25 protein-coding genes are annotated in these 25156 nt (G+C 69.4%); 12 read left to right on the forward strand and 13 right to left on the reverse strand.

Annotated elements, in window-relative coordinates; genetic code table 11:
* Positions 1 to 177 precede the first annotated feature (177 nt).
* The 3 genes from LPC10_RS03990 to fliI form a co-directional block, all read right to left on the reverse strand.
* Positions 178 to 684, reverse strand: a complete 507-nt coding sequence (locus tag LPC10_RS03990; RefSeq protein ID WP_231345559.1) for a hypothetical protein — start codon at positions 682 to 684, stop codon at positions 178 to 180.
* Positions 685 to 933: 249 nt separating this feature from the next.
* The gene (gene fliJ / locus LPC10_RS03995) at positions 934 to 1338 is read right to left on the reverse strand and encodes a flagellar export protein FliJ (RefSeq protein ID WP_012452679.1); all 405 of its coding nucleotides are present in this window, start codon (positions 1336 to 1338) and stop codon (positions 934 to 936) included.
* Between the two features lie 92 nt (positions 1339 to 1430).
* On the reverse strand, positions 1431 to 2786 hold the full coding sequence (fliI, locus tag LPC10_RS04000) for a flagellar protein export ATPase FliI (protein ID WP_231345560.1): 1356 nt from the start codon (positions 2784 to 2786) through the stop codon (positions 1431 to 1433).
* Positions 2787 to 3223: 437 nt separating this feature from the next.
* On the opposite strand from fliI, the gene ctrA reads away from it, so the two are divergent.
* Positions 3224 to 3925, forward strand: a complete 702-nt coding sequence (gene ctrA, locus LPC10_RS04005) for a response regulator transcription factor CtrA (RefSeq protein ID WP_108942776.1) — start codon at positions 3224 to 3226, stop codon at positions 3923 to 3925.
* Between the two features lie 52 nt (positions 3926 to 3977).
* Here the strand turns inward: ctrA and LPC10_RS04010 are convergent, their stop codons facing one another.
* From LPC10_RS04010 to LPC10_RS04020, 3 genes are read right to left on the reverse strand one after another with little or no spacing between them, the layout of a single operon-like run.
* Positions 3978 to 4463: a hypothetical protein gene (locus LPC10_RS04010; RefSeq protein ID WP_231345561.1), complete on the reverse strand. Its 486-nt coding sequence runs from the start codon at positions 4461 to 4463 to the stop codon at positions 3978 to 3980.
* Positions 4464 to 4521: 58 nt separating this feature from the next.
* Entirely contained in the window at positions 4522 to 4773 is a 252-nt protein-coding gene (locus LPC10_RS04015; RefSeq protein WP_231345562.1) for a DUF3297 family protein, read from the reverse strand.
* A 42-nt stretch (positions 4774 to 4815) separates the two neighbouring features.
* A complete protein-coding gene (locus LPC10_RS04020; protein ID WP_231345563.1) occupies positions 4816 to 5433 on the reverse strand; it encodes a CatB-related O-acetyltransferase in 618 nt (205 codons plus the stop codon).
* 75 nt (positions 5434 to 5508) lie between these two features.
* On the opposite strand from LPC10_RS04020, the gene LPC10_RS04025 reads away from it, so the two are divergent.
* Positions 5509 to 7842, forward strand: a complete 2334-nt coding sequence (locus LPC10_RS04025; RefSeq protein ID WP_305080639.1) for an NADP-dependent malic enzyme — start codon at positions 5509 to 5511, stop codon at positions 7840 to 7842.
* A 346-nt stretch (positions 7843 to 8188) separates the two neighbouring features.
* Here the strand turns inward: LPC10_RS04025 and LPC10_RS04030 are convergent, their stop codons facing one another.
* The 6 genes from LPC10_RS04030 to LPC10_RS04055 form a co-directional block, all read right to left on the reverse strand.
* Complete coding sequence (locus LPC10_RS04030; RefSeq protein WP_231345564.1) at positions 8189 to 8368, reverse strand: hypothetical protein; 180 nt, start codon at positions 8366 to 8368, stop codon at positions 8189 to 8191.
* 70 nt (positions 8369 to 8438) lie between these two features.
* Positions 8439 to 9323 (reverse strand): hypothetical protein, encoded by an 885-nt coding sequence (locus LPC10_RS04035; protein ID WP_231345565.1) that lies wholly within the window; start codon positions 9321 to 9323, stop codon positions 8439 to 8441.
* Positions 9320 to 11395 carry a glycosyltransferase gene (locus tag LPC10_RS04040; RefSeq protein ID WP_231345566.1) on the reverse strand — a complete coding sequence of 692 codons (2076 nt, stop codon included), beginning with the start codon at positions 11393 to 11395 and terminating at the stop codon, positions 9320 to 9322. Before LPC10_RS04040 ends, LPC10_RS04035 begins: the two co-directional genes overlap by 4 nt.
* Positions 11392 to 13254 (reverse strand): glycosyltransferase, encoded by a 1863-nt coding sequence (locus LPC10_RS04045; RefSeq protein ID WP_231345567.1) that lies wholly within the window; start codon positions 13252 to 13254, stop codon positions 11392 to 11394. The genes LPC10_RS04040 and LPC10_RS04045 overlap by 4 nt, the downstream gene beginning before the upstream one ends.
* A complete protein-coding gene (locus LPC10_RS04050; RefSeq protein ID WP_231345568.1) occupies positions 13254 to 13943 on the reverse strand; it encodes a hypothetical protein in 690 nt (229 codons plus the stop codon). Before LPC10_RS04050 ends, LPC10_RS04045 begins: the two co-directional genes overlap by 1 nt.
* A gap of 188 nt (positions 13944 to 14131) precedes the next feature.
* The gene (locus LPC10_RS04055; protein WP_231345569.1) at positions 14132 to 15517 is read right to left on the reverse strand and encodes a M20/M25/M40 family metallo-hydrolase; all 1386 of its coding nucleotides are present in this window, start codon (positions 15515 to 15517) and stop codon (positions 14132 to 14134) included.
* A gap of 294 nt (positions 15518 to 15811) precedes the next feature.
* Here LPC10_RS04055 and LPC10_RS04060 point away from each other — a divergent pair, with 294 nt between their 5' ends.
* From LPC10_RS04060 to LPC10_RS04095, 8 genes are all read left to right on the forward strand, one after another.
* Entirely contained in the window at positions 15812 to 16336 is a 525-nt protein-coding gene (locus LPC10_RS04060; protein ID WP_056501342.1) for a (2Fe-2S)-binding protein, read from the forward strand.
* Positions 16333 to 17349: a xanthine dehydrogenase family protein subunit M gene (locus tag LPC10_RS04065; protein ID WP_231345570.1), complete on the forward strand. Its 1017-nt coding sequence runs from the start codon at positions 16333 to 16335 to the stop codon at positions 17347 to 17349. Before LPC10_RS04060 ends, LPC10_RS04065 begins: the two co-directional genes overlap by 4 nt.
* A gap of 9 nt (positions 17350 to 17358) precedes the next feature.
* Positions 17359 to 19620, forward strand: a complete 2262-nt coding sequence (locus tag LPC10_RS04070; RefSeq protein ID WP_231345571.1) for a xanthine dehydrogenase family protein molybdopterin-binding subunit — start codon at positions 17359 to 17361, stop codon at positions 19618 to 19620.
* 198 nt (positions 19621 to 19818) lie between these two features.
* Positions 19819 to 20142 (forward strand): CrcB family protein, encoded by a 324-nt coding sequence (locus LPC10_RS04075; RefSeq protein WP_231346957.1) that lies wholly within the window; start codon positions 19819 to 19821, stop codon positions 20140 to 20142.
* Positions 20143 to 20153: 11 nt separating this feature from the next.
* Positions 20154 to 20591 (forward strand): EamA family transporter, encoded by a 438-nt coding sequence (locus LPC10_RS04080; RefSeq protein WP_231345572.1) that lies wholly within the window; start codon positions 20154 to 20156, stop codon positions 20589 to 20591.
* Positions 20591 to 21253, forward strand: coding sequence for a M15 family metallopeptidase (locus LPC10_RS04085; RefSeq protein ID WP_231346958.1), 663 nt, complete (start codon positions 20591 to 20593; stop codon positions 21251 to 21253). Before LPC10_RS04080 ends, LPC10_RS04085 begins: the two co-directional genes overlap by 1 nt.
* Before the next feature lie 158 nt (positions 21254 to 21411).
* Positions 21412 to 21699, forward strand: coding sequence for a hypothetical protein (locus LPC10_RS04090; RefSeq protein WP_231345573.1), 288 nt, complete (start codon positions 21412 to 21414; stop codon positions 21697 to 21699).
* Positions 21696 to 22022, forward strand: a complete 327-nt coding sequence (locus tag LPC10_RS04095; RefSeq protein ID WP_231345574.1) for a hypothetical protein — start codon at positions 21696 to 21698, stop codon at positions 22020 to 22022. The genes LPC10_RS04090 and LPC10_RS04095 overlap by 4 nt, the downstream gene beginning before the upstream one ends.
* Positions 22023 to 22085: 63 nt before the next feature.
* On the opposite strand, the gene LPC10_RS04100 is transcribed toward LPC10_RS04095, so the two are convergent.
* Positions 22086 to 22724 (reverse strand): MarR family winged helix-turn-helix transcriptional regulator, encoded by a 639-nt coding sequence (locus LPC10_RS04100; protein WP_231345575.1) that lies wholly within the window; start codon positions 22722 to 22724, stop codon positions 22086 to 22088.
* Here LPC10_RS04100 and LPC10_RS04105 point away from each other — a divergent pair.
* Positions 22723 to 22932, forward strand: a complete 210-nt coding sequence (locus LPC10_RS04105) for a hypothetical protein (protein ID WP_231345576.1) — start codon at positions 22723 to 22725, stop codon at positions 22930 to 22932. The genes LPC10_RS04100 and LPC10_RS04105 overlap by 2 nt on opposite strands.
* Before the next feature lie 34 nt (positions 22933 to 22966).
* Entirely contained in the window at positions 22967 to 25150 is a 2184-nt protein-coding gene (locus LPC10_RS04110) for a glycosyltransferase (protein WP_231345577.1), read from the forward strand.
* Positions 25151 to 25156 lie beyond the last annotated feature (6 nt).

Genomic DNA, 25156 nt, shown 5'->3' on the forward strand with positions numbered 1-25156 from the left:
GCGGAACCGGAGCCACCGTCTCGATGGGACCGGGTCTTGCCGGCCGATCATGACGGTTTCATGCCGAAGAAAGCGGGCGGATGCGGATTCCGTGCGGCCGGCAGGGGCGAGGCGCACGCTGCTCATTTTCGCATCGTCTTCTTCCGAAAGCCGATGAGCAGCCTTCGAGACGATGCGCTAGCGCGGCCGCGTGACCTGATCGATGTAGGCGGCATCGGATCGGCTCGGCTCGGGAACACTCACACGGTCCCGGTTGCTGCCGGGCCGGCCTTTGATCGAGCCGGGAATGGGGCCCGCGGCATCGATGAGACTTTCGTCGGTAATCAGGCCCGGCCGCAGTGCGCCGCTCCGCGGCCCCGGTGCCAAGCGCTGTCCCTCGTAGAGATTGATGCAGTCGCGAAGGGCGATCGGATCCCGGATGAAGGTGCAGTCATTCACGTTCGGAACGGGTGCCGCGCCGTTGGGAGTGATGAGGTTCTGCGCAACCACGACACGCGAACCAGGCGATGCGCCGAACACATCGACCCGATAGCCCATTCCGTCCGGCGTGATCACGTTCCGGGTCGCTGCCGTTGGTGACGCGTCACCCGCAGCGGACACGATCGCCTGAGAGCCGCTGCCATCCAGAGCGATCACGTTCTGCGCCGACGCAGCCGTGGGCGCGAGGCCGGCGACGAGTGCCACGAGCAAGATCTTGGTTCCGGACTGCAGCATCTCGCACCTATGAAGAAGCGGAGCGCGCGAGATCGCGGCCCAATGCCAGCTACATAGGTTAGAACTTTACTTCCGCTTCCCGGTTCCCCATGCCTCGACACCGTCAGGAGTCGGCCGGCATGCCGACTCACTCCCAGGGGCGTCCGCGGGGTTGCGAACAGGTGCCGCGGCGGCGGCGTCATGGGCCGCCGACGCTGTCACCGAACCGGCCGGCGACGGTCAGGCCCGCGCCCGCAGTCCGATCGCGTCCATCTCCGCTTGCTCGCGGGCGGCCTCGGCCGCGCGCTCGGCGGAGCGCTCACGATCCTCCAGAATCTCGACCTTCTTCAATTCCTCGAACGCCTCGCCGAGCTCGGCCTTGGCCTCGGCGAGCTGACCCTCCAGGGCGGCGGCCGACTGGCGCATGTTGTCCCGGCGGCCTGTCGCGGCGCGGGCATAGGTCGGGTAGGCGAAATGGGCCGGGTCGGAGATGCCGGCGCGGGCCTCCTCCTGGGCGACCTCGCGGTCGAGCTCGGCCGCCATGCGGTTGAAGTCGGCCATCATCATCTCGATCTGGGCGACCCGGCGGCGCTTCTCGTCCACCTGGAACCGACGCAGCCGGATCAGCGTGTCACGCGATTTCATGTCGGGCCATCCACTCCACGCTACGCTGGAAAGCGGCCCGATCGGTGACGTGGTCCTTCCGGACCACGACCCGACGCGCTTTCGAAGCCGCCTCACCCGCCGCCGACGATGGCGGCCAACCGAGCGTAACCCTCGCCGATGGAGGTTGCTTCTTCCTTACCCTGCCCCAGAAAAGCCGTCAGATCCGGCATGAGGGCCACCGCCTCGTCCACCTCCGGCGACGACCCGGCCCGGTAGGCGCCGAGCCGGATCAGCTCCTCCATGTCGGCATAGGTCGCGAGCACCTTTCGCGCCCGGCGGACGGTGGGAAGATGCGCGGGGTCGCAGGCCCGCGGCATGGTACGCGAGACCGAGCGCAGCACGTTGATCGCCGGATAGCGCCCCTGCTCGGCAACGCGTCGCTCCATGACGATATGGCCGTCGAGGATGCCGCGCACCGCGTCCGCCACCGGCTCGTTATGGTCGTCGCCCTCGACGAGCACGGTGAACAGGCCGGAGATCGCCCCCTCCCCCACCCCTGGCCCCGCCCGTTCGAGCAGGCGCGGCAATTCGGAAAAGACGGTCGGCGTGTAGCCCTTGGCGGTGGGCGGCTCGCCGCCGGCCAAGCCGATATCGCGCTGGGCCATGGCGAAGCGCGTGATCGAGTCGATCATGCACAGGACCTGCGCGCCCTGATCGCGGAAATATTCGGCGATGGCGAGCGTCACGTAAGCCGCGTTGCGGCGCATCAGCACCGGCTCGTCAGAGGTCGCCACCACCACGACGGAGCGCGCGAGCCCCGCCGCGCCGAGATCGTCCTGCAGGAATTCCTGCACCTCGCGTCCGCGCTCGCCGACGAGGCCGATCACCGCCACGTCGGCGGCGGTGTAGCGCGCGAGCATCGACAACAGCACCGACTTGCCGACGCCGGAACCGGCGAAGATGCCCATGCGCTGCCCGCGGCACATGGTGAGAAAGGTGTTGATGCAGCGCACGCCGAGATCGAGCGGCGGCCCGACCCGCCTCCGGCCGTGCGCGGGGGGAGGATCGGCTCGCAGGGAATAGATCGCGGGCCCCTGCGCCAGCGGCCCGAGACCGTCGATGGGCCGCCCGAGGGCATCGACCGTGCGTCCGAGCCACGCGTTCGAAGGACGGATCGCGCCCGCCGCCTCGTCGCGCACCAGGGCCGGACAGCCGCGGCGCACCCCTTCCAGGGAGCCGAAGGGCATGGCGAGCGCGCGGTCTCCGGCAAAGCCGATCACCTCGCACGGCACGGTCGCCGCCGAGGCTCCGCCACTCTCCACCACCACGTCGATGCGGCCGCCGAGCCGCATGGCGGAGACCGGCCCGGCCACCTCGACCAGGAGGCCGCGGATCGCCGTCACTCGGCCGAAGGTTTCCAGAGTCTCGACGGTCGAGAGCGCGGCGAGCGCCGCCGCCAGCCCCCCGGAGCCGCGCTCCTGCGTCATTTGCCCTGACCTCGTTAACCGCTGTCCGCCACCGATCCGGCCGATGTCTTAACACCGCCGGGTCGCTCGCCAAGGTTCTCCGCCACTGTTCCAGAGGCCGGATCGCCGATCACGGAAAATGGAAAGGCGACGAAACGCCTCCGTCTCCTTTCGGCAACAGGATCGTCAACCCTTGGGAAAAGAAGGGGTTAGCCGGGAGCGCTCATGCGCCGCCTCGAGAAAGCCGGTGGGGAGGGAGAACAGATCGCCAACCCCGACGAGAATCGGTCTCGGACTCGAAAGAGACAGTGCTTGCAAGCGGGATTCGGCTTTTGTTAACGGTTAAGGAATAGCGTTTCGAAAGTGGGAATGAGGGAGCGTCCGCCGGGGCCGTCGGCGGACGACCGGCGGCAGCTTGTCTCAAGCGCCCCGAAACGGCCTGTCCGGTGGGGATCACGATGCGCGTACTTCTGATCGAGGACGACAGCGCGACGGCGCAGAGCATCGAGTTGATGCTGAAGTCCGAGAACTTCAACACCTACACGACCGACCTCGGCGAAGAGGGCGTCGATCTCGGAAAACTCTACGATTACGACATCATCCTTCTGGATCTGAACCTGCCTGACATGTCGGGCTACGAGGTGCTGCGCTCCTTGCGCGTCGCCAAGGTGAAGACCCCGATCCTGATCCTGTCGGGCATGGCCGGCATCGAGGACAAGGTGAAGGGCCTCGGCTTCGGCGCCGACGACTACCTCACCAAGCCGTTCCACAAGGACGAGCTGGTGGCCCGCATCCATGCCATCGTGCGCCGCTCGAAGGGTCATGCCCAGTCGGTCATCACCACCGGCGACCTGATCGTGAACCTCGACCAGAAGACCGTCGAGGTCTCCGGCTCGCGGGTGCACCTCACCGGCAAGGAGTACCAGATGCTGGAACTCCTCTCGCTCCGGAAGGGCACGACGCTCACCAAGGAGATGTTCCTGAACCATCTCTACGGCGGCATGGACGAGCCGGAACTGAAGATCATCGACGTGTTCATCTGCAAGCTGCGCAAGAAGCTCGCCAATGCCTCCGAGGGCAAGAACTACATCGAGACCGTTTGGGGCCGCGGCTACGTGCTGCGCGAGCCGATGGAAGGCGAGGACCGCATGGCGGTCTGATCCGCCCGACCTCGAACGCGTGCGAACCCCGCTCCGGCGGGGTTCTTTCGTTTCAAGGTCCGACGATCCGCGGAGCGAGCGTTTCGACGAGGATCCGTGCGTTGCGGGAGGCCGTAGCGGCGTCGCCGGCCAGGGAGCGGATCGTCAGGAGATCGCCGTCGCGCAGGACGATCGCGGTCGCGCCCGCCATCGCTCCCGTGCGGTAGAGGCTGATCCATCCGACCGCCGGAGCCACCGACAGGCCGGTAAGCCGGCATTCCGGATTGCGCTGCCGGCAGAGCGCCTCCAGGCGGGCGACCGGCGTCTGCCCCGAGCGGACGCGCTCCTCCGTGCCGTCAGTCTGCCGCCCGAGCAGCACGTCGATCATCGGAGCCCCCTCGCATTCGCTGCAAAGGAGTGTCAGCCGAGCCGCCTCGGCGCGCGTTGCGTAACGGCCTCCCAGCACCGCCTTCGCTTCGGCGGCAACCGAGGTGAGGTCGCGGACGGCAAAACCCTCGGCCATGACCGGGAACGGAAGCAGGCCGATCAGGACGGCCAAGCCGAATCGCTGCTTCCTGCAGCGTCCGTCACGTCCCGCCGGCATCGACACCGTCGAATCAGGCCTCGCCCGGCTCCTCGCGGAAATACGGCTCGACCGGACCCTTGAGCTTCACCGTCATCGGGTTTCCGGCCCGGTCGAGGGCCTTGCCGGCCGACAGCCGCACCCAGCCCTCGCTGACGCAGTATTCCTCGACATTGGTCTTCTCGACGCCCTTGAAGCGAATGCCGACGCCGCGGGCGAGGACCGCCTCGTCGTAATAGGGGCTGTTCGGGTTCACCGAGAGGCGGTCGGGGAGCGTATCGGACATGAGTCGTGGCTTCCTGGAAATCGAGCCGGCCGGTTACGGCAATCAGGGCGGTCCCGCAACGGCGCGCTCGGACCTGACCGCCGCGATCAGTTCCTCCACCCGGCCGCTCTGCAGGAGCGGAATCCAGCGCATCACCGTCGCATGCGGAAAATCCCACCACGCGGTCTCGACCAGCGCGGCGCTCGTCGCCTCGTCGAAGCGGCGCCGCACGATCCGAGCCGGGTTGCCGGCGACGACGGCGTAGGGCGGAACATCGCGCGTGACGACGGCGTGGGCGGCCACCACGGCGCCGTGGCCGACGGTGATCCCCGACAAGATCATGCAGCCCGAGCCGAGCCAGACGTCGTGCCCGATGGTCACGTCGCCGCGCGAGGCGTGGTAATCCTCAGGCGCCTCGGCCCCCGGCCACAGCCCGGACATCGCCGCGAACGGATAGGTCGAGACCCAATCCAGACGGTGATCGCCGCCGAGCAGGATCTCGACCCGATCCGCGATGGAACAATACCGGCCGATCGTCAGCCGCCGCCCGGATTCGGGGAAGCGCACCTTGGGCCTGCCGTAAGAGTATGCGCCGATTGTGAAATTCCAGCGCCGGGCCAGCTTTTCGAGGTGGAGCCGGGTCTCGTTGTGCGGGTTGCGCCCCCGCTTCAGCCGTTGCAACAGATGCCTCAACAGCGCCCCCTGGAAGACGAGGGTGCGGGCGCGCAAGAACGAGCGGAAGAGGACGGCATCGCCATGGCCGACAATATGTCCGAGGATCTGAAGTCCGGGGCGCTCGTCTACCATCGACTGCCGAAACCCGGAAAGCTCGAGATCCAGGCGACCAAACCGCTCGGCAACCAGCGCGACCTCGCGCTGGCCTACTCCCCCGGCGTCGCCGCCGCCTGCATGGCGATCCACGACGACCCGCAGGAAGCCGCCACCCTCACCATCCGCCAGAACCTCGTCGCGGTGCTCTCGAACGGGACCGCGGTGCTCGGCCTCGGCGATATCGGCCCGCTCGCCTCGAAGCCGGTGATGGAGGGCAAGGCGGTCCTGTTCAAGAAGTTCGCCGGGATCGACGTCTTCGACATTGAGGTCGATCAGAAGGACGTCGACAAACTCGTCGACGTCGTCTGCTCCCTGGAGCCGACCTTCGGCGGCATCAACCTCGAAGACATCAAGGCGCCCGAGTGCTTCGAGGTCGAGGAGCGTTGCCGGGAGCGGATGAACATTCCGGTCTTCCACGACGACCAGCACGGCACGGCGATCATCGTCGCGGCGGCTGTCCTCAACGCGCTGGAACTCGCCGGCAAGCAGCTTTCCGACGCCAAGATCGTCACCTCCGGCGCGGGCGCGGCGGCGCTGGCCTGCCTCAACCTCCTGGTCTCCCTCGGCGCGGCCCGCGAGAACATCACCGTCACCGACATCAAGGGCGTGGTCTACAAGGGCCGCGCCGAACTGATGGACCGCTGGAAGGACGTCTACGCCCAAGACACCGAGGCGCGGACGCTGGCCGAGGTGATTCCCGGCGCCGACGTGTTCATCGGCCTCTCGGCGGGCGGCGTGCTGAAGCCCGAATATCTCGAGAAAATGGCCGAGAAGCCGCTCATCATGGCGCTCGCCAACCCCTACCCGGAGATCATGCCGGATCTCGCCGAGCAGGCGCGACCGGACGCGATGATCTGCACCGGGCGCTCGGACTTCCCCAATCAGGTCAACAACGTCCTCTGCTTCCCCTACATCTTCCGCGGTGCGCTGGACGTCGGCGCCCACAAGATCAACGAGGAGATGAAGAAGGCTGCGGTGAAGGCGATCGCGGCGCTGGCCCGCGAGGCGCCCTCCGATGTGGTGGCGCGTGCCTATGGCGGCGAGGCCCGCCCGTTCGGGCCGCGCTCGCTGATCCCGAGCCCGTTCGATCCGCGCCTGATCCTGCGCATCGCGCCTGCCGTTGCCAAGGCGGCGATGGATTCCGGCGTCGCCGGGCGTCCGGTCGAGGACATCCAAGCCTACACCGAATCGCTCGACCGCTTCGTGCACCGCTCCGGCTTCATCATGAAGCCGCTCTTCTCGAAGGCGAAGGCCGCCCCGAAACGCGTCATCTACGCCGAGGGCGAGGACGAGCGAGTGCTGCGGGCGGCCCAAGCCGTCGTCGAGGACCAGGTGGCACGACCGATCCTGGTTGGGCGCCCGCGGGTGATCGAGACCCGCATCAAGCGTTTCGGCCTCGACCTCAGGCACGGCGAGCATTTCGACCTGATCGATCCCGAGGACGATCCGCGCTACCGCGATTACGTCGCCACCTATCTCGAAGTGGCCGGGCGGCGCGGCATCACGCCCGATCTCGCCCGGACGCTGGTGCGCACCAACAACACGGTGATCGCGGCCCTGGCGGTCCGCCGTGGCGAGGCGGATGCGCTGATCTGCGGCCTGGAAGGCCGGTTCGAGACGCGCCTGCGGGTAATCCGCGACGTGATCGGGCTCTCGCCCGATTCCATCGACTTCGCCGCGATGAGCCTCATCGTCACGAAGAAGGGCGCCTACTTCTTGGCCGACACCCATGTCCGGCAGAACCCGAGCGCGGAGGAGATCGCCGACGTGGCCATCGCCTGCGCGAACCATGTCGGCCGCTTCGGCCTGACCCCGAAGATCGCGCTGCTGAGCCACTCCGATTTCGGTCAGTCGGATTCGGAATCGTCGATGAAGATGCGTCGCGCGCTCGGACTGATCCGGAGCCGCGCGCCCGAGCTTCAGGCCGATGGCGAGATGCAGGCGGATTCGGCGCTGTCCGAGCTCATCCGCGACCGCGTGCTGCCGAGTTCGAATTGGAAGGGTGCAGCCAACATCCTCGTTTTCCCGAACCTGGATGCCGCCAACATCGCCTTCCAGTTCGCCAAGGTGCTCGCCGACGCGCTTCCGGTCGGTCCCCTGCTGATCGGCCCGGCCAAGCCCGCGCACATCCTCACGCCTTCGGTCACGGCCCGCGGCATCGTCAACGTCACCGCGGCGGCGGTCGTGGAGGCGCAGGCCGGAGAATCGGACGCGGCTGCAGCCGAAGCCGAGCCCGGCACCGGACCGCTCTCGGAATAGCCTGATCCGCTCTCCGTTTGATCCGAGCGGGAGCGTACCGCTCAGCCCGCGCGAGGCTTGCGCGACGGCCAAATCCGTCCTCCCGAGGGGGATCAACCGGATTTGGTCTGAGGCTGAGACCACAACGCGAAACCCTTCGGCCGTCGCGCTGCCGGATTGCTTCGCTGATGCTCGCAATGACGGTTTGGGTCTTCCTCGCCGTCATTGCGAGGCGGAGCCGCAGCAATCCAGGCCGCGACATCACGGAATCGCTTTGCACGGAGGCTAAGAGTGCCTCACAAAACTCCCGGTCACCGACCGTTTTCGCTCCGGCGACGACAGCGCGGCGGGAGTTTTGCGAGAGACACTAAAGCGCCCGGATCTTCTCCTCGATCCGCTTGGCCTCGGCCTCGTCGACCCGCACCGGCTGCCCGCTATCGTCGGGGATGCCCTCGCCGGTCTGGCCGATGGTGGTGTCGCGCGGCCGGGCGTTGGGGCCGGTCGAGTCGGGGCGCTCCTCGCGCGGTTGATGGTCATCGATGCTCATGGTGGCGATCCCTGCTCGCGTTCTTCGGCTGAGGAACCCGTGTCGCCGCCGCCGTTTCCCGAAATCCGCCTCAGGGAATGGGCCACCCCTCCCCCGTCGCGAGCGACCGAGCGGAAAAATGGCCGCCGGAAAACACGGCCGCCACACCGGGGCGCTTGAGGCGCAGGTCCCAGGCCCGCAACTCGGCGTAGCGCAGGCCCAGCACCCGGCCGTCGCCCGAGCGCGCGATGAAGCAGCGCTCGAAGGCGAGAAGTTGGGTCGGCATCGGCGGGTGCGGGCCGGCGCCTGTGTCGATCTCCAGAGCGAGCGCGGCCTGCGAACCGGCCTCGAAAGCGCGGAAGGCGTCGAGCAGGGCGTCGTACTCGACGCCGTCGACGCAGAGCTGGAGGCAGAAGCGCGGTGCGAACTCCGCCCCACGATCGAGGGGGCTGTCCCGCAGCAGCGTCAGAACGAAGCGCCCGCCCCCGGCTTCGGGCAGGGTGCGGGTGTGATCCTCCGCCACGCCGTTGAGCGCCCGCAGGCGGTCGGGCTCGATCGGTGAGGGTGCCGCCTCGCGGCCCTCCCGTTGGCCGTCGGTGCGGAAATGCAGAAGTGGGTTGATCCCCGCCGCGACCACGTCGGGGTAGCGGGCGAGATAGAGGCTGGTGCTGAAGCCGGGGCTCGGGTCGAGGCCCTGCGCCGCGCCGATCTGCCCATAATGGCGGACCGGATCGAGTCGGGTCCGGCCGCTCTGGCGGCGGTAGAAGGCGGTGTCGAAATCCGCGCTCGGATTGCGGTCCCGGCGGGCGCCGAACCACGCGTAATGCAGGAAGGGGTCGAGGCCGCTGCGCGCCACGCCCGGATTGCGCTCACGATAATAGTCGGCATCAAACAGCTTCGGCACGCGGCCGATCACGGCGCGGCGCAAGGCACCGGTGGCGAGGCCGACGAGGCGGGCGAGGGGCGACGCGCTCATGCCACCACCTGCGCCTCGCAGAGCGAGCGGATCGACGCGGTAAAGGCGCCGGCGTCGCAATCCGCGGCGATGGTTTCGAACCCCGTCGCTTGGACCGAGTCCCACAACGCGGCGTCCTCGTGCAGCGCCACCAGCGCCGCGGCGAAGGGTTTCGGGTCGCGCCAGTCACGCACGAGGAAGCCGGTTCCGTCCGTCCAGCCGACCTGATCGGCGAGAATCGGCGTGACGACGCAGGGGAGCCCCCGTGCCACCGCCTCGTGAACCTTGTGCGGAATGCCGGCGGCGAAGCGCGTCGGGGCCAGGAAGACGCGGGCGGCGTCGAGGAAGGGCTCGGTCTGCGGCACTCGGCCGGTCACCTCCACGCCCGGCTCGCGCGCGTAGCGCTCCCGGATCTCCGGCGCGATGCCGCCGACGATCGTCAGTGCCGCCCCCGGCAGCGCCGCGCGCACGAGCGACCAGACCTGCTCGAAAAACCAGTCGAGGGAATCGACGTTGGGCTGGCCCTCGCGGGCGAGCGCGCCGACGAAGACGAAGCCCGCGCGCTGGGAAAAATCCGGCGTCGGTGCCTCCGGCGGGGTCAGGGCGTGGCCGAGGACGGTGGCGTTGCAGGCGCTGTAGCGGGCGAGCACCCGCGCCTCGGCGGGCGAGACGCAGACCACCGCGTCGGCGAGCCCGAACAGGCGTGTCTCGCGCTCCGCCTGCCATGCCAGATCCGCGGCAGTCGCGCTGCCCGTGCTCGCGGCCTCGGTCACGAAGTCGCGCAGCGCGAACAGGGCCTCCGAATCGAAGATCACCCGCGAGCGCACGAAGCCGCGCGGATCGAGCCCGGCGGCGTGCAGCGCCTGGGTGACGAACAGGATGTTGTGCGGGCGGCTCACCCAGAGCACGTCGTAATGGTCGCGCCGTTCGGCGATCAGGCGGGCAAAGCCGTCGTCGCCGCTGGCGTAAGAAATCTCGATGCGCTCATCGAGGTCGCGGTAGCGCTGCGCCTCCTCGGCATCCGCCTCGTAATTCGGGAAGAAGGTCACGGCGTAGCCGAGCTCTGCCATGGCGTTGAGGATGGCGTTGGCCCGCGGCAGGCCGGCGCCGAGATCGAGATGCGGCACCCGGTCGTCGACGTAGAGCACCCGTAGGCGCCAGGGATCGTGGTCGAGGAGGCCGGAGCCGCGCGGCTGCGGCCCCTGCGCGAACAGGCTTGAGCGGTGGCGATCGAGGAAGCGGGCGCGGTTGCGGTCGAGCAGCGCCTCCACGTCCTCGCGGCGGGCGCTGGTGGCGTTCTCGTAGTGGATCGCGACCGCCCGCGGCTGCACGATGACGCGACGCCCGGCCTGATGGCAGCGCAGGCAGAGATCCGTGTCCTCGAAATAGGCCGGCGCGAAGAGCGGATCGAAGCCGCCGAGCGCCTTGAACAGGGCCCGGTCGATCATCAGTACGGCGCCCGAGACGTAGCCGACATCGCGGGTGGCGGCGTGCTTCGGGGCGAAGGGGTCGGCGTTGCCGCGACCGTGGGGGTGAGTGAGCCCCGCGTCGTCGCGAAACCCCGCGCCGGATTCCTGCAGCACGCCGCCTGGGAAGACGAGGCGGGCGCCGACGATGCCGGTGCCCTCGTGATCGCGGAAGGCCGCGACCATCGCCGCCAAGGCACCGGGCAGGAGGTCGACATCGGGGTTGAGGAACAGGATGAAGCGCCCCCGCGCCCGCGCCGCGCCGGCATTGCAGGCGGGGCCGAAGCCGGTGTTGGTGGCGTTCTCGATCAGCGTCACCCCGTCGAGATGCGCGTAGAGGGCGCGGGTCTCCGGTGCCGAGGCATTGTCGACCAGCACCACCTCGAAGCGGACGCCCGCCAGCTTTTGGCCCGCGCAGAGGCGGTAGAGGGTGAGCGCCAGGAGGTGGCGGGCATCGCGGGCGACGATGACGATGGAGATTTCGGGATCGGGCTCAGGCGCGAAGACGAGACGCACGCCATTGCGGTGGATCGCGTCCCAGATCAGCGCCGCTTCGGCCAGCGCCGCGCGGCGGCCGGTGCCGGGATCGACCGTGTCGAGCTGGGGGACGGCGGGAGTCTCGCTCATGAGAGGCACGCTTCCTCCGGCAGGGTGATCCGGCCGATGCCGTCATCGGTGAGGAACAGGAGGCACCCTTCGCCCGCAGGCGCCGTCCCGCGCAGCGACAGGCTCACCGGCAGCGGCGCGGGCAGGCGCCCCGTTCGGTCGGCATAGGCGTGGATCTCGCGCCGATGAAGCGGCGTGACCCGCTCCAGGCGCAGTTCGGAAGCCCCCTCCCCCGTGATCAGGAAGATTGCGGCCGGATGGGTGCCGCCGACGAGCACGCCGGGCAGCAGGGTCGCGATCTCGAGGCGGTCCCCCGCGCATCCGACGATGCGGCCTTCCGTTTCCCAATCCGCCTGCATCCGGGCAAAGGCGCGGGCGAGCGCCGTGCGGGCAGCCGGCGGCAGGGTTCGGTCACGCACCCATTCGGGCGAGAGGGCGACGTCGAGTGCGCCGAGATCCGGCGGATCGCCAGCGGCCGATGCCTCGGCGCGGGTGAACCAGCGGTGCCGCAACGGCGTGTAGACCGCCGCCGTCCCGTGTCCGGGTCGCCGTTCGGTGGCGACCAGCACGCCGAGGTCGGGGTCGGCGGCCGGTAGGGAGCGGGCAGACGTCTCGCAGGTCAGGACGAGGCCGCCTCCGACGATCGAGGTCGAATCCGGTTGAGCATCCCGCTCTCCTCGTGGGCGGGGAGAGCGGGATGTGCGTTCACGTTCGTGCGCTTCCAGAAGCGCGATCAACTGCGCCTCCGCCGCCAAGGCCGTCTCGGCGTAGCGTGTGAACAGCCGCTCGCTCGCCCGCGTCAGCCGAGTCAGGGCTTCGGCATTCTCGGCCACGGCCAGCACCGCCTGCTTCACCGCCTCCGCGTCCCGGCAGCGATGGGCCGGCTCGACCGGCGCGAAACCCTCCAGGCCGATCTCCGTGCCGATGACCGGACGGCCGAAGGAAAGCGCCTCGCCGACCTTCATCTTGAGCCCGGACCCCATCAGCATCGGTGCCACGACGAGGTCGGCCTGCGCGTAGAAATCCTCCAGCCGGTCGAGATAGCCGAGGAGGCGCACGCCCGGCCCCTCGACGCCGGACAGGCTGCGGCAGATCTCGCCGGCGATGACGAGTTCGGGATTGTCCGGCGTCCAGCCATCGCGCCAAGCGCGGATAAAACGGCCGATGGAAAAGAGATTCGGGTCGTTGCCGTGGCCGAGGAAGCCGATGCGCACCACCCGCTCCGGCCCTGCGAAGGGCTTCTGCGCCGGGAAATGCGGCGGCAGCAGCAGGACGCGGCGGTCGGTCAGGTTCGCGAAATAGTCGGCTTCCGCCGCCTGGATCGCCAGCACGATGTCGGCGCGGGTGAGCCCCGCCGCCTCGCCGGCCGCGTCGGTGTAGAAGAAGTTCGGCTCGGCCCGGAACGGCCGGTACTGGTTCTGGCGGCCGGCGAAGCGGTCGTGCGTATCGATGAGCTTGAGCACGCCCGGCGGCACTCGTTCCAGGGCGCGCGAGAGGAAGACGTAGTTCACCAGCGCGGCGCCGGTGCCGGGATAGGCCGAAAAATACCACGCGACGAAGTCACCGACCTCGTCGGGGCACCATTCGTCGATCCCGAACGCCTTCGAACGCGTCTTGAGCGGGATGACGGTGCGGGCCTCGATCAGGAAGACGTTCCGAAACGCCGCTTCCATACCCAGAAGATCGGTCGGCGGGTGCTGGCCGAAGCGGCGGTAGATCTGATCCTCGTGGGCGTAATAGGCGAGGTCGATGGCGAAACCGCCGCGGGTCAGCGCCTCGCAGGTGGCGGCGAGCCGGCGCCGGTTGCCGGCGCTCACAGGCGCCGCCGGCATCGGCGCGAGGACGAGGATTGCGGGCCTCTCCGCGCTTTCAAGCGGCATCAGGAGGCCCATGTCGTCAATGCCGTGAAGCCGTGGGCGTGGAGCGCGAAGGAGCGCTCGGGCAGTCCCTCGGGCGCCGCGCCCCAGAGGGTTTCGAGCGTCAGGTGCTGGCGCGGGTGCCGGCCGAAGCGCAGGCGCGCCTGCGCGACCCGGGCGCATCCCCAGCCCGCGCGGACGCGATACAGCAGGCCGTGCGGCACCGCGGTGCCGCCGAGCGACCAGCCACCCTCTCCCTCGGCGAGGTCCGGGGCATCCTCGGCGACCGGCAGCGCGGTCACAGCCGGCTCGAGGAGGCCGAATAGGCATCCGAGCGGCGCGAGCCCGGCCGTACCCGCCGAGAGCAGCGCCCCCGCAAGCAGCGTCCGTTCGGCCGGAGACAGGGCATCACCCGAGGCCGGCTCGGGCCGTACCACGAGGTCGCGGAAGTGGGTGGCCAGGGTCACGCCCCCGCGCAGGGCGGCGCTCTCCGCTTCGAGCACGAGCAAACAGACAGGCCCGTCCGGCGCCCCCGCCTCTAGGCCGGAAAAGACCCAGGTCACCAGCCGCACCTTCTCCGGCGCCGCGATGTGCAGCGGAATCGGCAGCGAAGGCGGCAGGGGGAAACGCAGCACGCAGGCGCCGGGCGCAGCCTCGACAAGCCGACCGGGGACGGGCTTCTCCATCGGCGGCGACAGTGCAGCCGCGCTCATGCCTTCGCGCCGCGGGTCGATGAGACCACCGAGCCTCCCACCCAAAGCCTCACCCTGAGGTGCCACACAGCGGCCACGAAGAATTGTCCAGGGACCGCGCGCCTTCTGGAGGATCCTTCGAGGCCCGCTGGCACGGGCCCCTCGGGATGAGGGGAGCGGGTGGGATTTTCCGCCTTCATCGCAGCCGCTTATGCCTGCGCCAGTGCCGAGAGAATCCGCGCCCAGGAGCGGGTGCCCTTGTGGAAGCTCGTCAGCTCGTACTTCTCGTTGGGCGAGTGGATGCGATCGTCGTCGAGGCCGAAGCCGATCAGCAGGGTGTCGAGGCCGAGGATGCGCTTGAAATCGCCGACGATCGGGATCGATCCGCCGGCCCCCACCGCCACGGCCGCGCGGCCCCACTCCGCCGAGAGAGCGGCCTGCGCCGCGGCGAGCTGCGGCATGTCGTAGGGCAGCGCCACCGCCCGCGAGCCCTTGTAGCAGATCACCTCGACCGAGCAGTCGGCGGGCACGCGCGCGCGCACGAAGGCCTCGAAGGTCTTCGAGAGCTGCTCCGGGTCTTGCTCGTCCACGAGGCGGAACGAGACCTTCGCCGAGGCTTGGCTCGCGATGACGGTCTTGGTACCCTCGCCGGTATAGCCGCCGATGATGCCGTTGGCGTCGCAGGCCGGACGCGACTGGATCAGCTCGATCGGCAGGCGCCCGCGCTCGCCCGCCGGCTCCCTGAGACCGATCGGCCCCAGGAACTTCTCGGGCGTCAGGCCGAGCCCGCGCCACTGCTCCAGCAACTCGGGCGGCGGCTCGCGCACGCCGTCGTAGAAGCCCGGCAGGGTGACGCGCCCCTCTGTATCGTGCAGGTCGGCGATGATCCGCGACAGCACGTGGATCGGGTTCGCCGCGGCGCCGCCGAAGAAGCCGGAATGGAGGTCGCGGTCGGCGCAGGTCACCTTCACTTCGTAATAGGCAAGCCCGCGCAGCGAGGTGGTGATCTGCGGCGTCTCGCGGTCCCACATGCCGGTGTCGCAGACGAGCGCCACGTCGGCCTTGAGCCGGTCGCGGTTGGCCTCGACCCATTCGGGCAGGCCCTGCGAGCCGTTCTCCTCGGCCCCCTCGATCAGGATGGTGACGCCGACCGGCAGATCGCCGTTCATGGCGAGATGCGCCCGGCAGGCCTCGACGAAGGTCATCACCTGACCCTTGTCATCGGATGCGCCGCGGGCGACGATCCGCTTCGTGCCGTCCATCTCATCGATGCGCGGCTCGAAGGGCGGCGTCGTCCAGAGGTTCAGCGGATCGACCGGCTGCACGTCGTAATGGCCGTAGAACAGCACGTGCGGCGCCCCCGGCTTCGGGCGATGCGCGAGCACGACGGGATGGAGCGAGGTCTCCTCGACGCTGGTCTCGAAGCCGAGCGCCGTCAGGTTTCCTTCGAGCCACTGCGCCGCCTCGCGGCAATGGCCGGCGTAGGCGGAATCCGTCGAGATCGAGGGGATACGCAGCCACGCGAACAGCCGTTCCAGGCTGTTGTCCAGATCGCGGTCGATGTCGTTGAGGACGGGGTCGAGTGCGTCGGCCATGGCGGCTCCTCGAAGTCGGCGTGCGCGAAGCGTTAGCCGAGCTTCGCGTTCCACGTAACCCCGCCGCCGAATGCCACCCGGCCGGGAAGCGTCCTCGCATGCCTCGCCGGTCCGTGATCGGAGTGCACCGCCCCTCCCAAGAGGGAAGCGGAACAGGGCCACCTTGGAATGGTTATCGACACGACCCGGTGCGGGCCCCGAGCCCGCGCCCTTCCAAGACGCGCTTTCCGCACAGCCACCGCGAAGCCTCGCGTGTCGTCCGTGCGGGCACCGCGCCTCATCACGGATGTCACCATGCTCATCGACAGCGGTTCGCCCGGGGCCGTCGGGACAATCGGCATCACGCTCACCATCAACGGCGAACGGCGCGCGCTTCAGGTGGCACCCTGGACCACGCTGCTCGACCTCCTGCGCGAGCGCCTCGATCTCACCGGCACCAAGAAGGGCTGCGACCACGGCCAGTGCGGCGCCTGCACCGTGCTCGTGAACGGCACGCGCATCAATTCCTGCCTCACGCTCGCGGTGATGAAGGACGGCGCCGAGATCACCACCGTCGAGGGGCTCGCCGGCCTCGCCCAGCGCGAGGGCAAGAACAGCCTCCACCCGATCCAGGAAGCCTTCGTCGAGCACGACGCTTTCCAGTGCGGCTACTGCACGCCGGGCCAGCTCTGCTCCTCGGTCGGCCTGATGAACGAGGGCCATGCCAAGACCCGAGACGAGATTCGCGAGGCGATGAGCGGCAACATCTGCCGCTGCGGCGCCTACACCAACATCGTCGATGCCATCGAAGAGGTCATGCACCAGGGAGACGCCCGATGAACCGCTTCGATTACGTCCGCCCCAGCACGGTGGCGGAGGCGGTGCAGGCTTTGGGCAGCGACCCGGCGGCCCGCTTCATCGCGGGGGGCACCAACCTCATCGACCTGATGAAGTACGACGTCGAGCGGCCGGGCAAGCTCATCGACATCACCCGCCTGCCGCTGGACAAGATCGAGGAGAGCGACGGCGGCCTTCGCATCGGTGCGCTCGTGACCAACGCGACGCTGGCCTACGATGCGCGGATCCGCGAGCGCTACCCGCTGCTGTCGGACGCGATCCTGGCCGGCGCCTCGGCGCAGCTGCGCAACGCGGCCTCCACCGGCGGAAACCTGCTGCAGCGCACTCGCTGTTACTACTTCTACGATACGGCCACGCCCTGCAACAAGCGCGAGCCCGGCACCGGCTGCTCGGCGATCGGCGGCGTCGACCGCATCCACGCGATCCTCGGCACCAGCGAGCACTGCATCGCCACCCACCCCTCCGACATGTGCGTGGCGCTGGCGGCTCTCGAGGCGACGGTGCAGGTGAGCGGGCCGCAGGGCGACCGCGCGATCCCGTTCGCCGAGTTCCATCGCCTGCCGGGCGACGAGCCCTCCCGAGACACCAACCTCGCACCCGGCGAGATCATCGTCGCCATCGATCTGCCGGCCAACGGCTTTGCCGGCACGCACCACACCTACTTGAAGTTGCGAGACCGCCTCTCCTACGCCTTCGCGCTGGTCTCGGTCGCCGCCGCGCTCGAACTCGACGGGCAAACGATCCGCACCGCGCGCCTCGCGCTCGGCGGCGTCGCCCACAAGCCCTGGCGCAACACCGAGGCCGAGGCGCTGCTGCAGGGCAAACCTGCCACCCGCGAGACGTTCAAGGCGGCCGCCGACCTGATCCTGCGCGAGGCCAAGCCGCAGGCGACCAACGGCTTCAAGATCGAGCTGGCGCGCCGCGCCATCGTCCGCGGCCTGGAACAGGCCTCCGCCGGTACGCCCCAGTCCCAGTCCGACAAGCGCATCCAGTAAGGAGCAGCCATGACCGTTCAGATCAGCACGGCGGCTGGCCGCGACCGTTTCGTCGGCAGCGCCGTCAGCCGCGTCGACGGCCCGGCCAAGGTCACCGGCCTCGCCAAGTACGCCGGCGAGTTCGCCGCCCCCGATCTCGCCTACGGCGTGGTGGTATCGAGCGCCATCGCCAAGGGCAGCATCCGGAGCATCGACGCCTCGGCCGCGGAGGCCGTGCCCGGCGTCATCAAGGTGATCACCCACGAGAACCGCCCAGCCACCTCCGACAACCCGGAGGATTACCAGGACGCGGTGGCGCCCCCCGGTGCACCGTTCCAGGCGCTGGCGACCAACCGCATCGTCTTCTCCGGCCAGCCGGTGGCCCTCGTCGTCGCCGAGGATTTCGAGACGGCGCGCTATGCCGCCTCCCTGGTGCGGGTCGATTACGGAGTCGTGGCGCCGCGCACCGACCTCTCGGCGCAGGCACCCGAGGCCTACGATCCGCCGATGAAGCGGGCCGGCATCAAGCCGCCGCCGGAGCCGTGGGGCAACGCCGAGACGGTGTTCGACGCGGCCGAGATCCGCGTCAACGGCCAGTACCGGATGGCCGACGAGCACCACAACCCGATGGAGCCGCATGCCTCCACGGTCGTCGTGGAGAAGGACGGCACCTACACCGTCTACGACAAGATCCAGGGCGTCTCGAACACCCACGACTACATCGCCAGCGCCTTCGGCCTGAAGCCGGAGCAGGTGCGGGTGCTGAACCCCTATCTCGGCGGCGGCTTCGGCTCGGGCTTGCGCCCGCAATACCAGCTCTTCCTGGCGATGCTGGCCGCAAAAGATCTCGGCCGTTCGGTGCGGGTGACGCTGACCCGCGACCAGATGTGGTCCTTCACCTACCGCTCGGAGGCGCTCCAGACCGTGTCGCTGGGTGCCGACCGCTCGGGCAAGCTCACCGCGCTCAAGCATGACGCGGTGCAGGGCACCTCAGCTTACGAGGATTATCAGGAGGTCGTCGTCAACTGGTCGGGCGTGCTCTACGACTGCGACAACGTCAAACTGACCTATAGCCTGGCCAAGCTCGACACCCCGACGCCCGGCGACATGCGCGCGCCCGGCGCCGTGACCGGCGTCTACGCCATCGAGACGGCGATGGACGAACTGGCCTATGCCACCGGCCAGGATCCGATCCAGCTTCGCCTGAAGAACTACACCGAGAGCGACCCGACCGAGGAGAAGCCATTCGGCTCCAAGGCGCTCAAGGACTGCTTCCGCCAGGGCGCCGAGCGCTTCGGCTGGAGCCGCCGCACGCCGGAGCCGCGCTCCATGCGCGAGGGCCGGGAACTGGTCGGCTGGGGCATGGCGACCGGCATCTGGGAATCGATGATGATGCAGTCGAGCGCGCATGCCGTGCTCACCGCGGACGGCCGGCTCGAAGTCGGCAACCAGACGGGCGACCTCGGCACCGGCACCTACACGATCCTGACCCAGATCGCCGCCGACACGCTGGGGCTGCCGCTCGACCACGTCACGACCAAGCTCGGCGACACCACGCTCGCCAAGGCGCCCGTGGCAGGCGGCTCGTGGACGGCGGCCTCCTCCGGCACCGCCGTGATGAAGGCCTGCCGCGACATCGCCGAGCAGGCCTTCAAGCTTGCCCGCGGCATGGAGAACTCACCGCTCGCCAACGCCGATTTCGAGCGCGTGGTGTTTTCGAACGGCCGCATCGAGGTGGCGGGCGATCCGTCCAAGAGCGTGGCACTCACCGACGTCCTGAAGGCGACCGGCACGCAGAAGCTTGAGGCGACGGGTGAGGCCTCTCCGGACAAGGACTTCGCCCAACAATACGAGGCCTATACCCACTCGGCGATCTTCGCGGAGGTGAAGATCGACGAGGAACTCGGCCAAGTGCGCTGCACCCGCGTGGTCTCGGCCATCGCGGCGGGCAAGATCATCAACCTCAAGACGGCCCGCAGCCAGATCCTCGGTGGCGTCGTCATGGGTATCGGCTCGGCCCTGCACGAGGAATCGATGCTCGACCACCGCATCGGCCGGTTCATGAACCACAATCTCGGCGAGTACCACGTGCCGGTGCATGCCGATATCCACGACATCGACGTGATCTTCGTCGACGAGGAGGACAAGGCGAACCCCCTCGGCGTGAAGGGCCTCGGCGAGATCGGCATCGTCGGTGTGGCCGCCGCGATCGCGAACGCGGTCTTCCACGCCACCGGCAAGCGCATCCGCCACCTGCCGATCACGCCGGACAAGATCATCGGCGAGGCTTGAGGCCCATCGTTGCCGAGAACCCTACGAAGCCCGCCGGCTGCGAAGCCGGCGGGCTTCTTTTTGTATCTGCCCCTTGTCCACACCGATGCGCTAGACCTGCACGCGCCTTGCACGCCGGCGTCCCAACTGCGCCTCCATCCCCGAGCCTTCGCCTTGAACAGCCTCCTCGTTTTCCTCGGTGCCGGCCTCGGCGGTGTGATGCGCCACGGGATCAACCTCTGGGCCGTGCGGCTCGGGGCAGGTTTCCCGTGGGGAACGCTCGGCATCAACGTCGTCGGCTCGGTGCTGATGGGGGTCGTTACCGGCTGGATGGCACTACGCGGTGGGCCGCCCCAGGCGCGGCTGTTCGTGGCCACCGGGATCCTGGGTGGCTTCACCACCTTCTCGACCTTTTCCCTCGAAGCCGTCACCCTGATGGAGCGGGGCGACTGGATGGCGGCGCTCGCCTACGTGCTCGTCTCGGTTCTGGCGGGCATCGGCGGGCTCGCCCTGGCGCTGATCGTGATGCGCCACGCCCTTTAGGGAGGCTTTCGTTGAGCGACCTGCTCTCGTCGTGGCGCTTCTGGGCCCTGCTGTCGGCCGGGTTCGCCGCCGCCACCGCGATCCTCGCCAAGGTCGGGATCGACGGCGTCGCGCCGGATGTGGCGACCTTCATCCGAACCATCGTGATCCTGATGCTGACGGGCGCCATCGTCGCCGTCGCCGGGCAGATGCCGGATCTCGCCCGCGTCTCCACCAGAAATCTTGTCTTCCTGATCCTGTCGGGGCTTGCCACCGGTGCGTCTTGGCTCTGCTACTTCCGGGCGCTGGCGCTGGGGGATGCCGGCCGCGTCGCGCCGCTGGACAAGCTGAGCGTCGTGCTGGTGGCTTTGTTCGGCGTCCTCTTCCTCGGCGAGCGCCTCGCGCCGCATCACTGGGCCGGCGTCGGGCTGATCGCCGCCGGGGCGGGGCTGCTAGCATGGCGCGCCTGATGCGCACCCTTGTGACGGGGCTCGCCCTCGCTGCCGCTCAGCCCGCCGCGGCGGAGGCCGGCCCCTTCGTCGATGCGAGCGGCGTCGTGGCGGGTCTCGTCCTCGACATGCGCTATGCCGGGTCCAACAATTTCATCGGCCGGCCTGTGGCCGGCTACGAGGCGCCGCGCTGCCTGCTGACGCCGCAGGCGGCCCGTGCGCTGGCGGCGGTCCAGGTCTCGCTGGCGCCGGAAGGGCTCGGCCTGAAGGTGTTCGACTGCTACCGCCCGCGCCGGGCGGTGGCCGACTTCGCCGCCTGGGCGCGCGACCCCGCCGACACGCGCATGAAGGCCGCCTACTACCCGCGGACCGACAAGGCGGACCTGTTCCGCCTCGGCTACATCGCCGAGCGCTCCTCTCATTCCCGCGGCTCGACGGTGGATCTGACGCTGATACGCCGCACCGACGGCATCGAACTCGACATGGGCACGCCCTTCGACCTCTTCGACGAGGCCTCCGCGACCGAGTTTACGGGCCTCGCCCCGGAGCAGGCCCGCAACCGCCGCCGTCTGCGCGACGCGATGATTCGCGCCGGCTTCGCCCCCTACGCGCAGGAATGGTGGCACTTCACCCTCAGGGGCGAGCCTTATCCCGCCACGTCCTTCGATCAACCGGTCCGCTGACCGGGCGGGCCAAGCCGAGACGCGACAGGCTCTTTTTTCGACCGATTGAATTGTTCTAAATCTATATTTCAGCGGATCAAAACAGAACTCATTTAAAGCATTTCCAATGTTTTGAAGATCACTTGCGTCGGATCTACAGTTAGATCCATGGTGAACGCATGGCACACATCCTCCCGTTCCCGAACGCTTCCCACGGCACACCGTGGCTCCCGCGTGGCGATACGCTGCCCGCTTCCCACAGCCCGTCCGCTTGGCTCAGCGCCCTCGACGCCCTGCTCGAATCGGTGCGTCTCGCGTGGTGGGACGGTTCCGCCCTCGGCCTGAGCCGGGGCGGCCTCGAAGCCTTGGTGGGGCTGGAGCCCGGCGACGCGACAAAGCCGCGGATGGTGCCAGTCGAAGCCCGCGCACGGGTGCGGGCCGAGGCGCGGGCGGGAGGGCAGGCATGAGCGCCGGCCTCGTCACCTCACCGCCCGACGCGGCAGAGCGGCATGCGCAGGGAACGCTGGAGCGAGCGCTCACGGTCGCCTTCTGGCAGGCGCTCCAGCGCGAGCCGATGCACGTCATGGCCGCGCTCGAGGCGGCGGCGCGCACCGTCGGCACGCTCTACCGGCAGGTGGCCGCCGCACACGGCCCCGAGGGACATTGCACCTGCGGGTGGGAGCCCGACCCGGAAACCGACCTCATCGTCCTGGAAGCAATGCTGGCCGCCGCCCTCACCCGCCCCGCACGGCGCGAACTCGCCGACATGGTGCCGGTCGGCCGGGCCTGAATCGTCGGGCCGGGATCGACCGATCCTGTGACGGGCGGAAGGAGCGCTGCGGACCGGCGGATCCTACGACTGCGCCACGGCGTCGGAGGCCGCCGGCCCCAGCAGGGCCTCGTCCTCGTCGTCGCCGTCGATTTCTTGGTCGGCTTCCTCGTGGCCGCTCACGCCGGCGGCCTCCGCGAGGTTGCGGGCGACGCGGCGCAGGAGCTTGCGCAGGCGGCGGCGCTCCTTGTTGTCGAAATCTTCGAGCAGTTCAGCCTCGACCTCGTCCCAGATCCGCTCGATCGCGGCGGCCTTGGCCATCCCGGTCTCGGTCAGGCGCACGCGCACGATGCGGCCGTCCCCCGCCTCGGCCCGGCGCTCGACGAAGCCCAGGGCGGCGAGCCGGGAGATCGTCTTGGAGGCGGTCGGCGGGCGCACCCGCAGGGTGGCGGCAAGATCGCCCATGGTCATGCTGCCGGCGGCGGCGAGCGCCTGCACCACCTGCTCCTGACCGGCGAACAGGTCGAGTTCGGCGAGCCGGTCACCGACCCGGGCGCGATGCAACCGCGCCGCCTGGACCAGCGCCCAGCCGACGCTCTTGGCGGCCGGGGGGCGCAGCCGCTTGACGGTCTTGCCCACCTTGTCCTTCGCGCCGCGACCGCTCGGCTGACCGGGGGCTTCGCCCTGCGCCGCCACGGCGAGCGCTTCGTTTGCCGCCGACATGATCCGGTTTCCCTTCGCGGACGCGCGGGCTCGAACGCTGCCCGAGAGGATGCCCTCGGGCGGCCCGCGCGCCAAGCATCTGCCGACGGGCGATGAAACTTCGATGACAGAATTGTTTCGCTTTGCCGCGTCCGAGGCGGCAAGACACAACTCATTCGAGAAATCACTTCACGGCGCGGCCGATTTCATGGATTCCGGCGCCGCATGAGCGACCACCGCAACCGAGACAACGGGCCGATCCGATGAGGCGTCGCGAGGCGCTCGGCCTCTATCCCCTGCGCGACCTGCACCGCGCCGCCGATGACGGGGCCTGGACCGCGACCGGCCCCGATCCGACCTTCGCCTTCGGCCCGGCGGCGGTGGTGGCGGCGCTGTCCGGCGGGCGCATCCGCGTTCGCTGCCGCCCGGAGGCGGTGGGGCCGATGCTTGTCGTCGAGACCGTGGGCGAAGCGGAGCCGCGCCGCTACCGACTCACCCGGCGGGAGGGCGGCACCGACGACCTGATCCGCCTGCCGCCCGGCACCCGCGCCCTCCGCCTGGAAGCCGCCGAGGCCGGCCCGCGCTTCCGCCTCGACGCCGTGCGGGTCGAGCCGGTGGGCCGGATCACGGCGGCGGTCCTGTCGGCGCAAAAGGTCATCGAACGGCTGCCGCCTCAGGAGCGCCGGCCGCTGTGCCTCCTGCGGCGCGCCTTCGGGCTGGCGCGCAGCGTCCCACCGCGGGAGATCTGGCGCCGCCTCACCCGCGCCGCGCAGACCCGGCGCCCGCCCGCGACCTACGCCGCCTGGCTTCAGGCCGTCGAAGCGAGCGCCCTGCCCTCGGCCGAGGCTCTGCGCAGGCAGGTCGTGGCCCTGTCGGAGCGCCCGCTGATCTCGCTTCTGATGGCGGCGGGCGACGCTGCTCCCGATCACCTCACGGAGGCGGTCGCGAGCCTGCGGGCACAGATCTACCCGGATTGGGAGTTGTGCCTCGCCGCCGTGCCATCGGCCGCCCTCCGAGCGCTGGCGGCGGAGGACGACCGCATCCGTCTGCTACCGGCCGCCGAGAGCACCGCCGCCTCCCTCGATGCAGCGCTGGCGCTGGCGCGCGGCCCGTTTCTCGCCACGATGGAGCCCGGCGACCGGCTGGCGCCGCACGCGCTCCTCGCCCTGGTCCGGCGGATCTCCCGCGAGCCCGATCTCGACCTGCTCTACTCGGACGAAGACCGGATCGGACCGGACGGCGCCCGCTGCGAACCGTTCTTCAAGCCGGATTGGTCGCCCGAGACGCTGGAGGGCAGCTTCTATATCGGCAGCCTCGCCCTCTGCCGGACCGCCCTGGCGCGGGCGGTCGGCGGTTTTCCGGCCGCGAGCGAGGGCGCACCCACGTACGACCTCGCGCTCCGCCTGACCGAGCGAAGCGACCGCGTCGGCCACGTCGCGCAGGTGCTGTGCCATCGTTGCGCCGCCGTGCCGGACCCGGAGGCCGCGGCCCGCGCACTCGCCGGGCGCGCCCGGCGCACCGGCGGATTCGACACAATCCGCACTCTGGCGCCCGAGCATTTCGCCCTGCGGCGCACAGTGTCGGCACGCCCGCTCGTATCGATCGTGATCCCGAGCGCTGGGCGCGACAGCCTCATCGGCGGGCGCAGCGTCGATCTGCTCGCCGCCTGCCTCGCCAGCATCCGCGAGACCAGCACCTACGACACCATCGAGATCGTCGCGGTCGACAACGGCGACCTGCGTCCCCCGACACGCGCGGCGATCGACCGGTTCGATGCCCGCTCCGTCACCTGGGACAAGCCGATCTTCAACGTGGCCGCCAAGATGAACCTCGGCGCCCGCGCGGCGAACGGCACGGTGCTGGTCTTCCTCAACGACGACATCAGCGTCATCACCCCGGACTGGATCGAGGCGATGCTGGCGCTGCTCGCCATCCCCGGCGTCGGCGCGGTCGGCCCGAAGCTCCTGTTCGAGGATGGCAGCCTGCAGCATGCCGGCGTGGTTTTCGGCGAGGGCCTGCCGGACCATGTCCGCCGCGGATATCCCGGCGACGATGCGGGCTATCACGGCTCCAGCCTCGCCAACCGCAACGTTCTCGCCGTAACCGGCGCCTGCGTGATGGTGGACCGTGCCGACTTCGAAGCCATCGGAGGCTTCGATGAGGGTTACGCCATCAACTACAACGACATCGACCTCTGCCTGCGGCTGCGCGAGCACCGTTTGCGCACGGTCTATTGCGCCGAGGCCCGGCTGTACCACTACGAGGGCCGAAACCGCATCCCCGTCGTCGATCCCGCCGAGCAGGCCCGCTTCCACAAGCGCTGGGGGGCGCAACTCGCCCGCGATCCGTACTACCCGGACCCGTTCGGCATTCGCCCGCCCGCCTTCGAACTCGACGCCGAGCGGTTTCCGCTAGCCGCGCAGCACATGGTAGAGGCGTGGCGATGATGGCGA

The sequence above is a fragment of the Methylorubrum sp. B1-46 genome (genome assembly GCF_021117295.1).
GTDB lineage: Bacteria > Pseudomonadota > Alphaproteobacteria > Rhizobiales > Beijerinckiaceae > Methylobacterium.

Coding starts and splice junctions, on each gene's coding strand:
- LPC10_RS04025 (WP_305080639.1), top strand. CDS start 5,509: ATGGCCGACAATATGTCCGAGGATCTGAAGTCCGGGGCGCTCGTCTAC.
- LPC10_RS04095 (WP_231345574.1), top strand. CDS start 21,696: ATGAGCGCCGGCCTCGTCACCTCACCGCCCGACGCGGCAGAGCGGCAT.
- LPC10_RS04065 (WP_231345570.1), top strand. CDS start 16,333: ATGAACCGCTTCGATTACGTCCGCCCCAGCACGGTGGCGGAGGCGGTG.
- LPC10_RS04100 (WP_231345575.1), bottom strand. CDS start 22,724: ATGTCGGCGGCAAACGAAGCGCTCGCCGTGGCGGCGCAGGGCGAAGCC.
- LPC10_RS04040 (WP_231345566.1), bottom strand. CDS start 11,395: ATGAGCGAGACTCCCGCCGTCCCCCAGCTCGACACGGTCGATCCCGGC.
- LPC10_RS04075 (WP_231346957.1), top strand. CDS start 19,819: ATGCGCCACGGGATCAACCTCTGGGCCGTGCGGCTCGGGGCAGGTTTC.
- LPC10_RS04110 (WP_231345577.1), top strand. CDS start 22,967: ATGAGGCGTCGCGAGGCGCTCGGCCTCTATCCCCTGCGCGACCTGCAC.
- LPC10_RS04060 (WP_056501342.1), top strand. CDS start 15,812: ATGCTCATCGACAGCGGTTCGCCCGGGGCCGTCGGGACAATCGGCATC.
- LPC10_RS04035 (WP_231345565.1), bottom strand. CDS start 9,323: ATGAGCGCGTCGCCCCTCGCCCGCCTCGTCGGCCTCGCCACCGGTGCC.
- LPC10_RS04090 (WP_231345573.1), top strand. CDS start 21,412: ATGGCACACATCCTCCCGTTCCCGAACGCTTCCCACGGCACACCGTGG.
- fliI (WP_231345560.1), bottom strand. CDS start 2,786: ATGACGCAGGAGCGCGGCTCCGGGGGGCTGGCGGCGGCGCTCGCCGCG.
- LPC10_RS04085 (WP_231346958.1), top strand. CDS start 20,591: ATGCGCACCCTTGTGACGGGGCTCGCCCTCGCTGCCGCTCAGCCCGCC.
- LPC10_RS04050 (WP_231345568.1), bottom strand. CDS start 13,943: ATGAGCGCGGCTGCACTGTCGCCGCCGATGGAGAAGCCCGTCCCCGGT.
- LPC10_RS04015 (WP_231345562.1), bottom strand. CDS start 4,773: ATGTCCGATACGCTCCCCGACCGCCTCTCGGTGAACCCGAACAGCCCC.
- LPC10_RS04045 (WP_231345567.1), bottom strand. CDS start 13,254: ATGCCGCTTGAAAGCGCGGAGAGGCCCGCAATCCTCGTCCTCGCGCCG.
- ctrA (WP_108942776.1), top strand. CDS start 3,224: ATGCGCGTACTTCTGATCGAGGACGACAGCGCGACGGCGCAGAGCATC.
- LPC10_RS04070 (WP_231345571.1), top strand. CDS start 17,359: ATGACCGTTCAGATCAGCACGGCGGCTGGCCGCGACCGTTTCGTCGGC.
- LPC10_RS04055 (WP_231345569.1), bottom strand. CDS start 15,517: ATGGCCGACGCACTCGACCCCGTCCTCAACGACATCGACCGCGATCTG.
- fliJ (WP_012452679.1), bottom strand. CDS start 1,338: ATGAAATCGCGTGACACGCTGATCCGGCTGCGTCGGTTCCAGGTGGAC.
- LPC10_RS04030 (WP_231345564.1), bottom strand. CDS start 8,368: ATGAGCATCGATGACCATCAACCGCGCGAGGAGCGCCCCGACTCGACC.
- LPC10_RS04105 (WP_231345576.1), top strand. CDS start 22,723: ATGATCCGGTTTCCCTTCGCGGACGCGCGGGCTCGAACGCTGCCCGAG.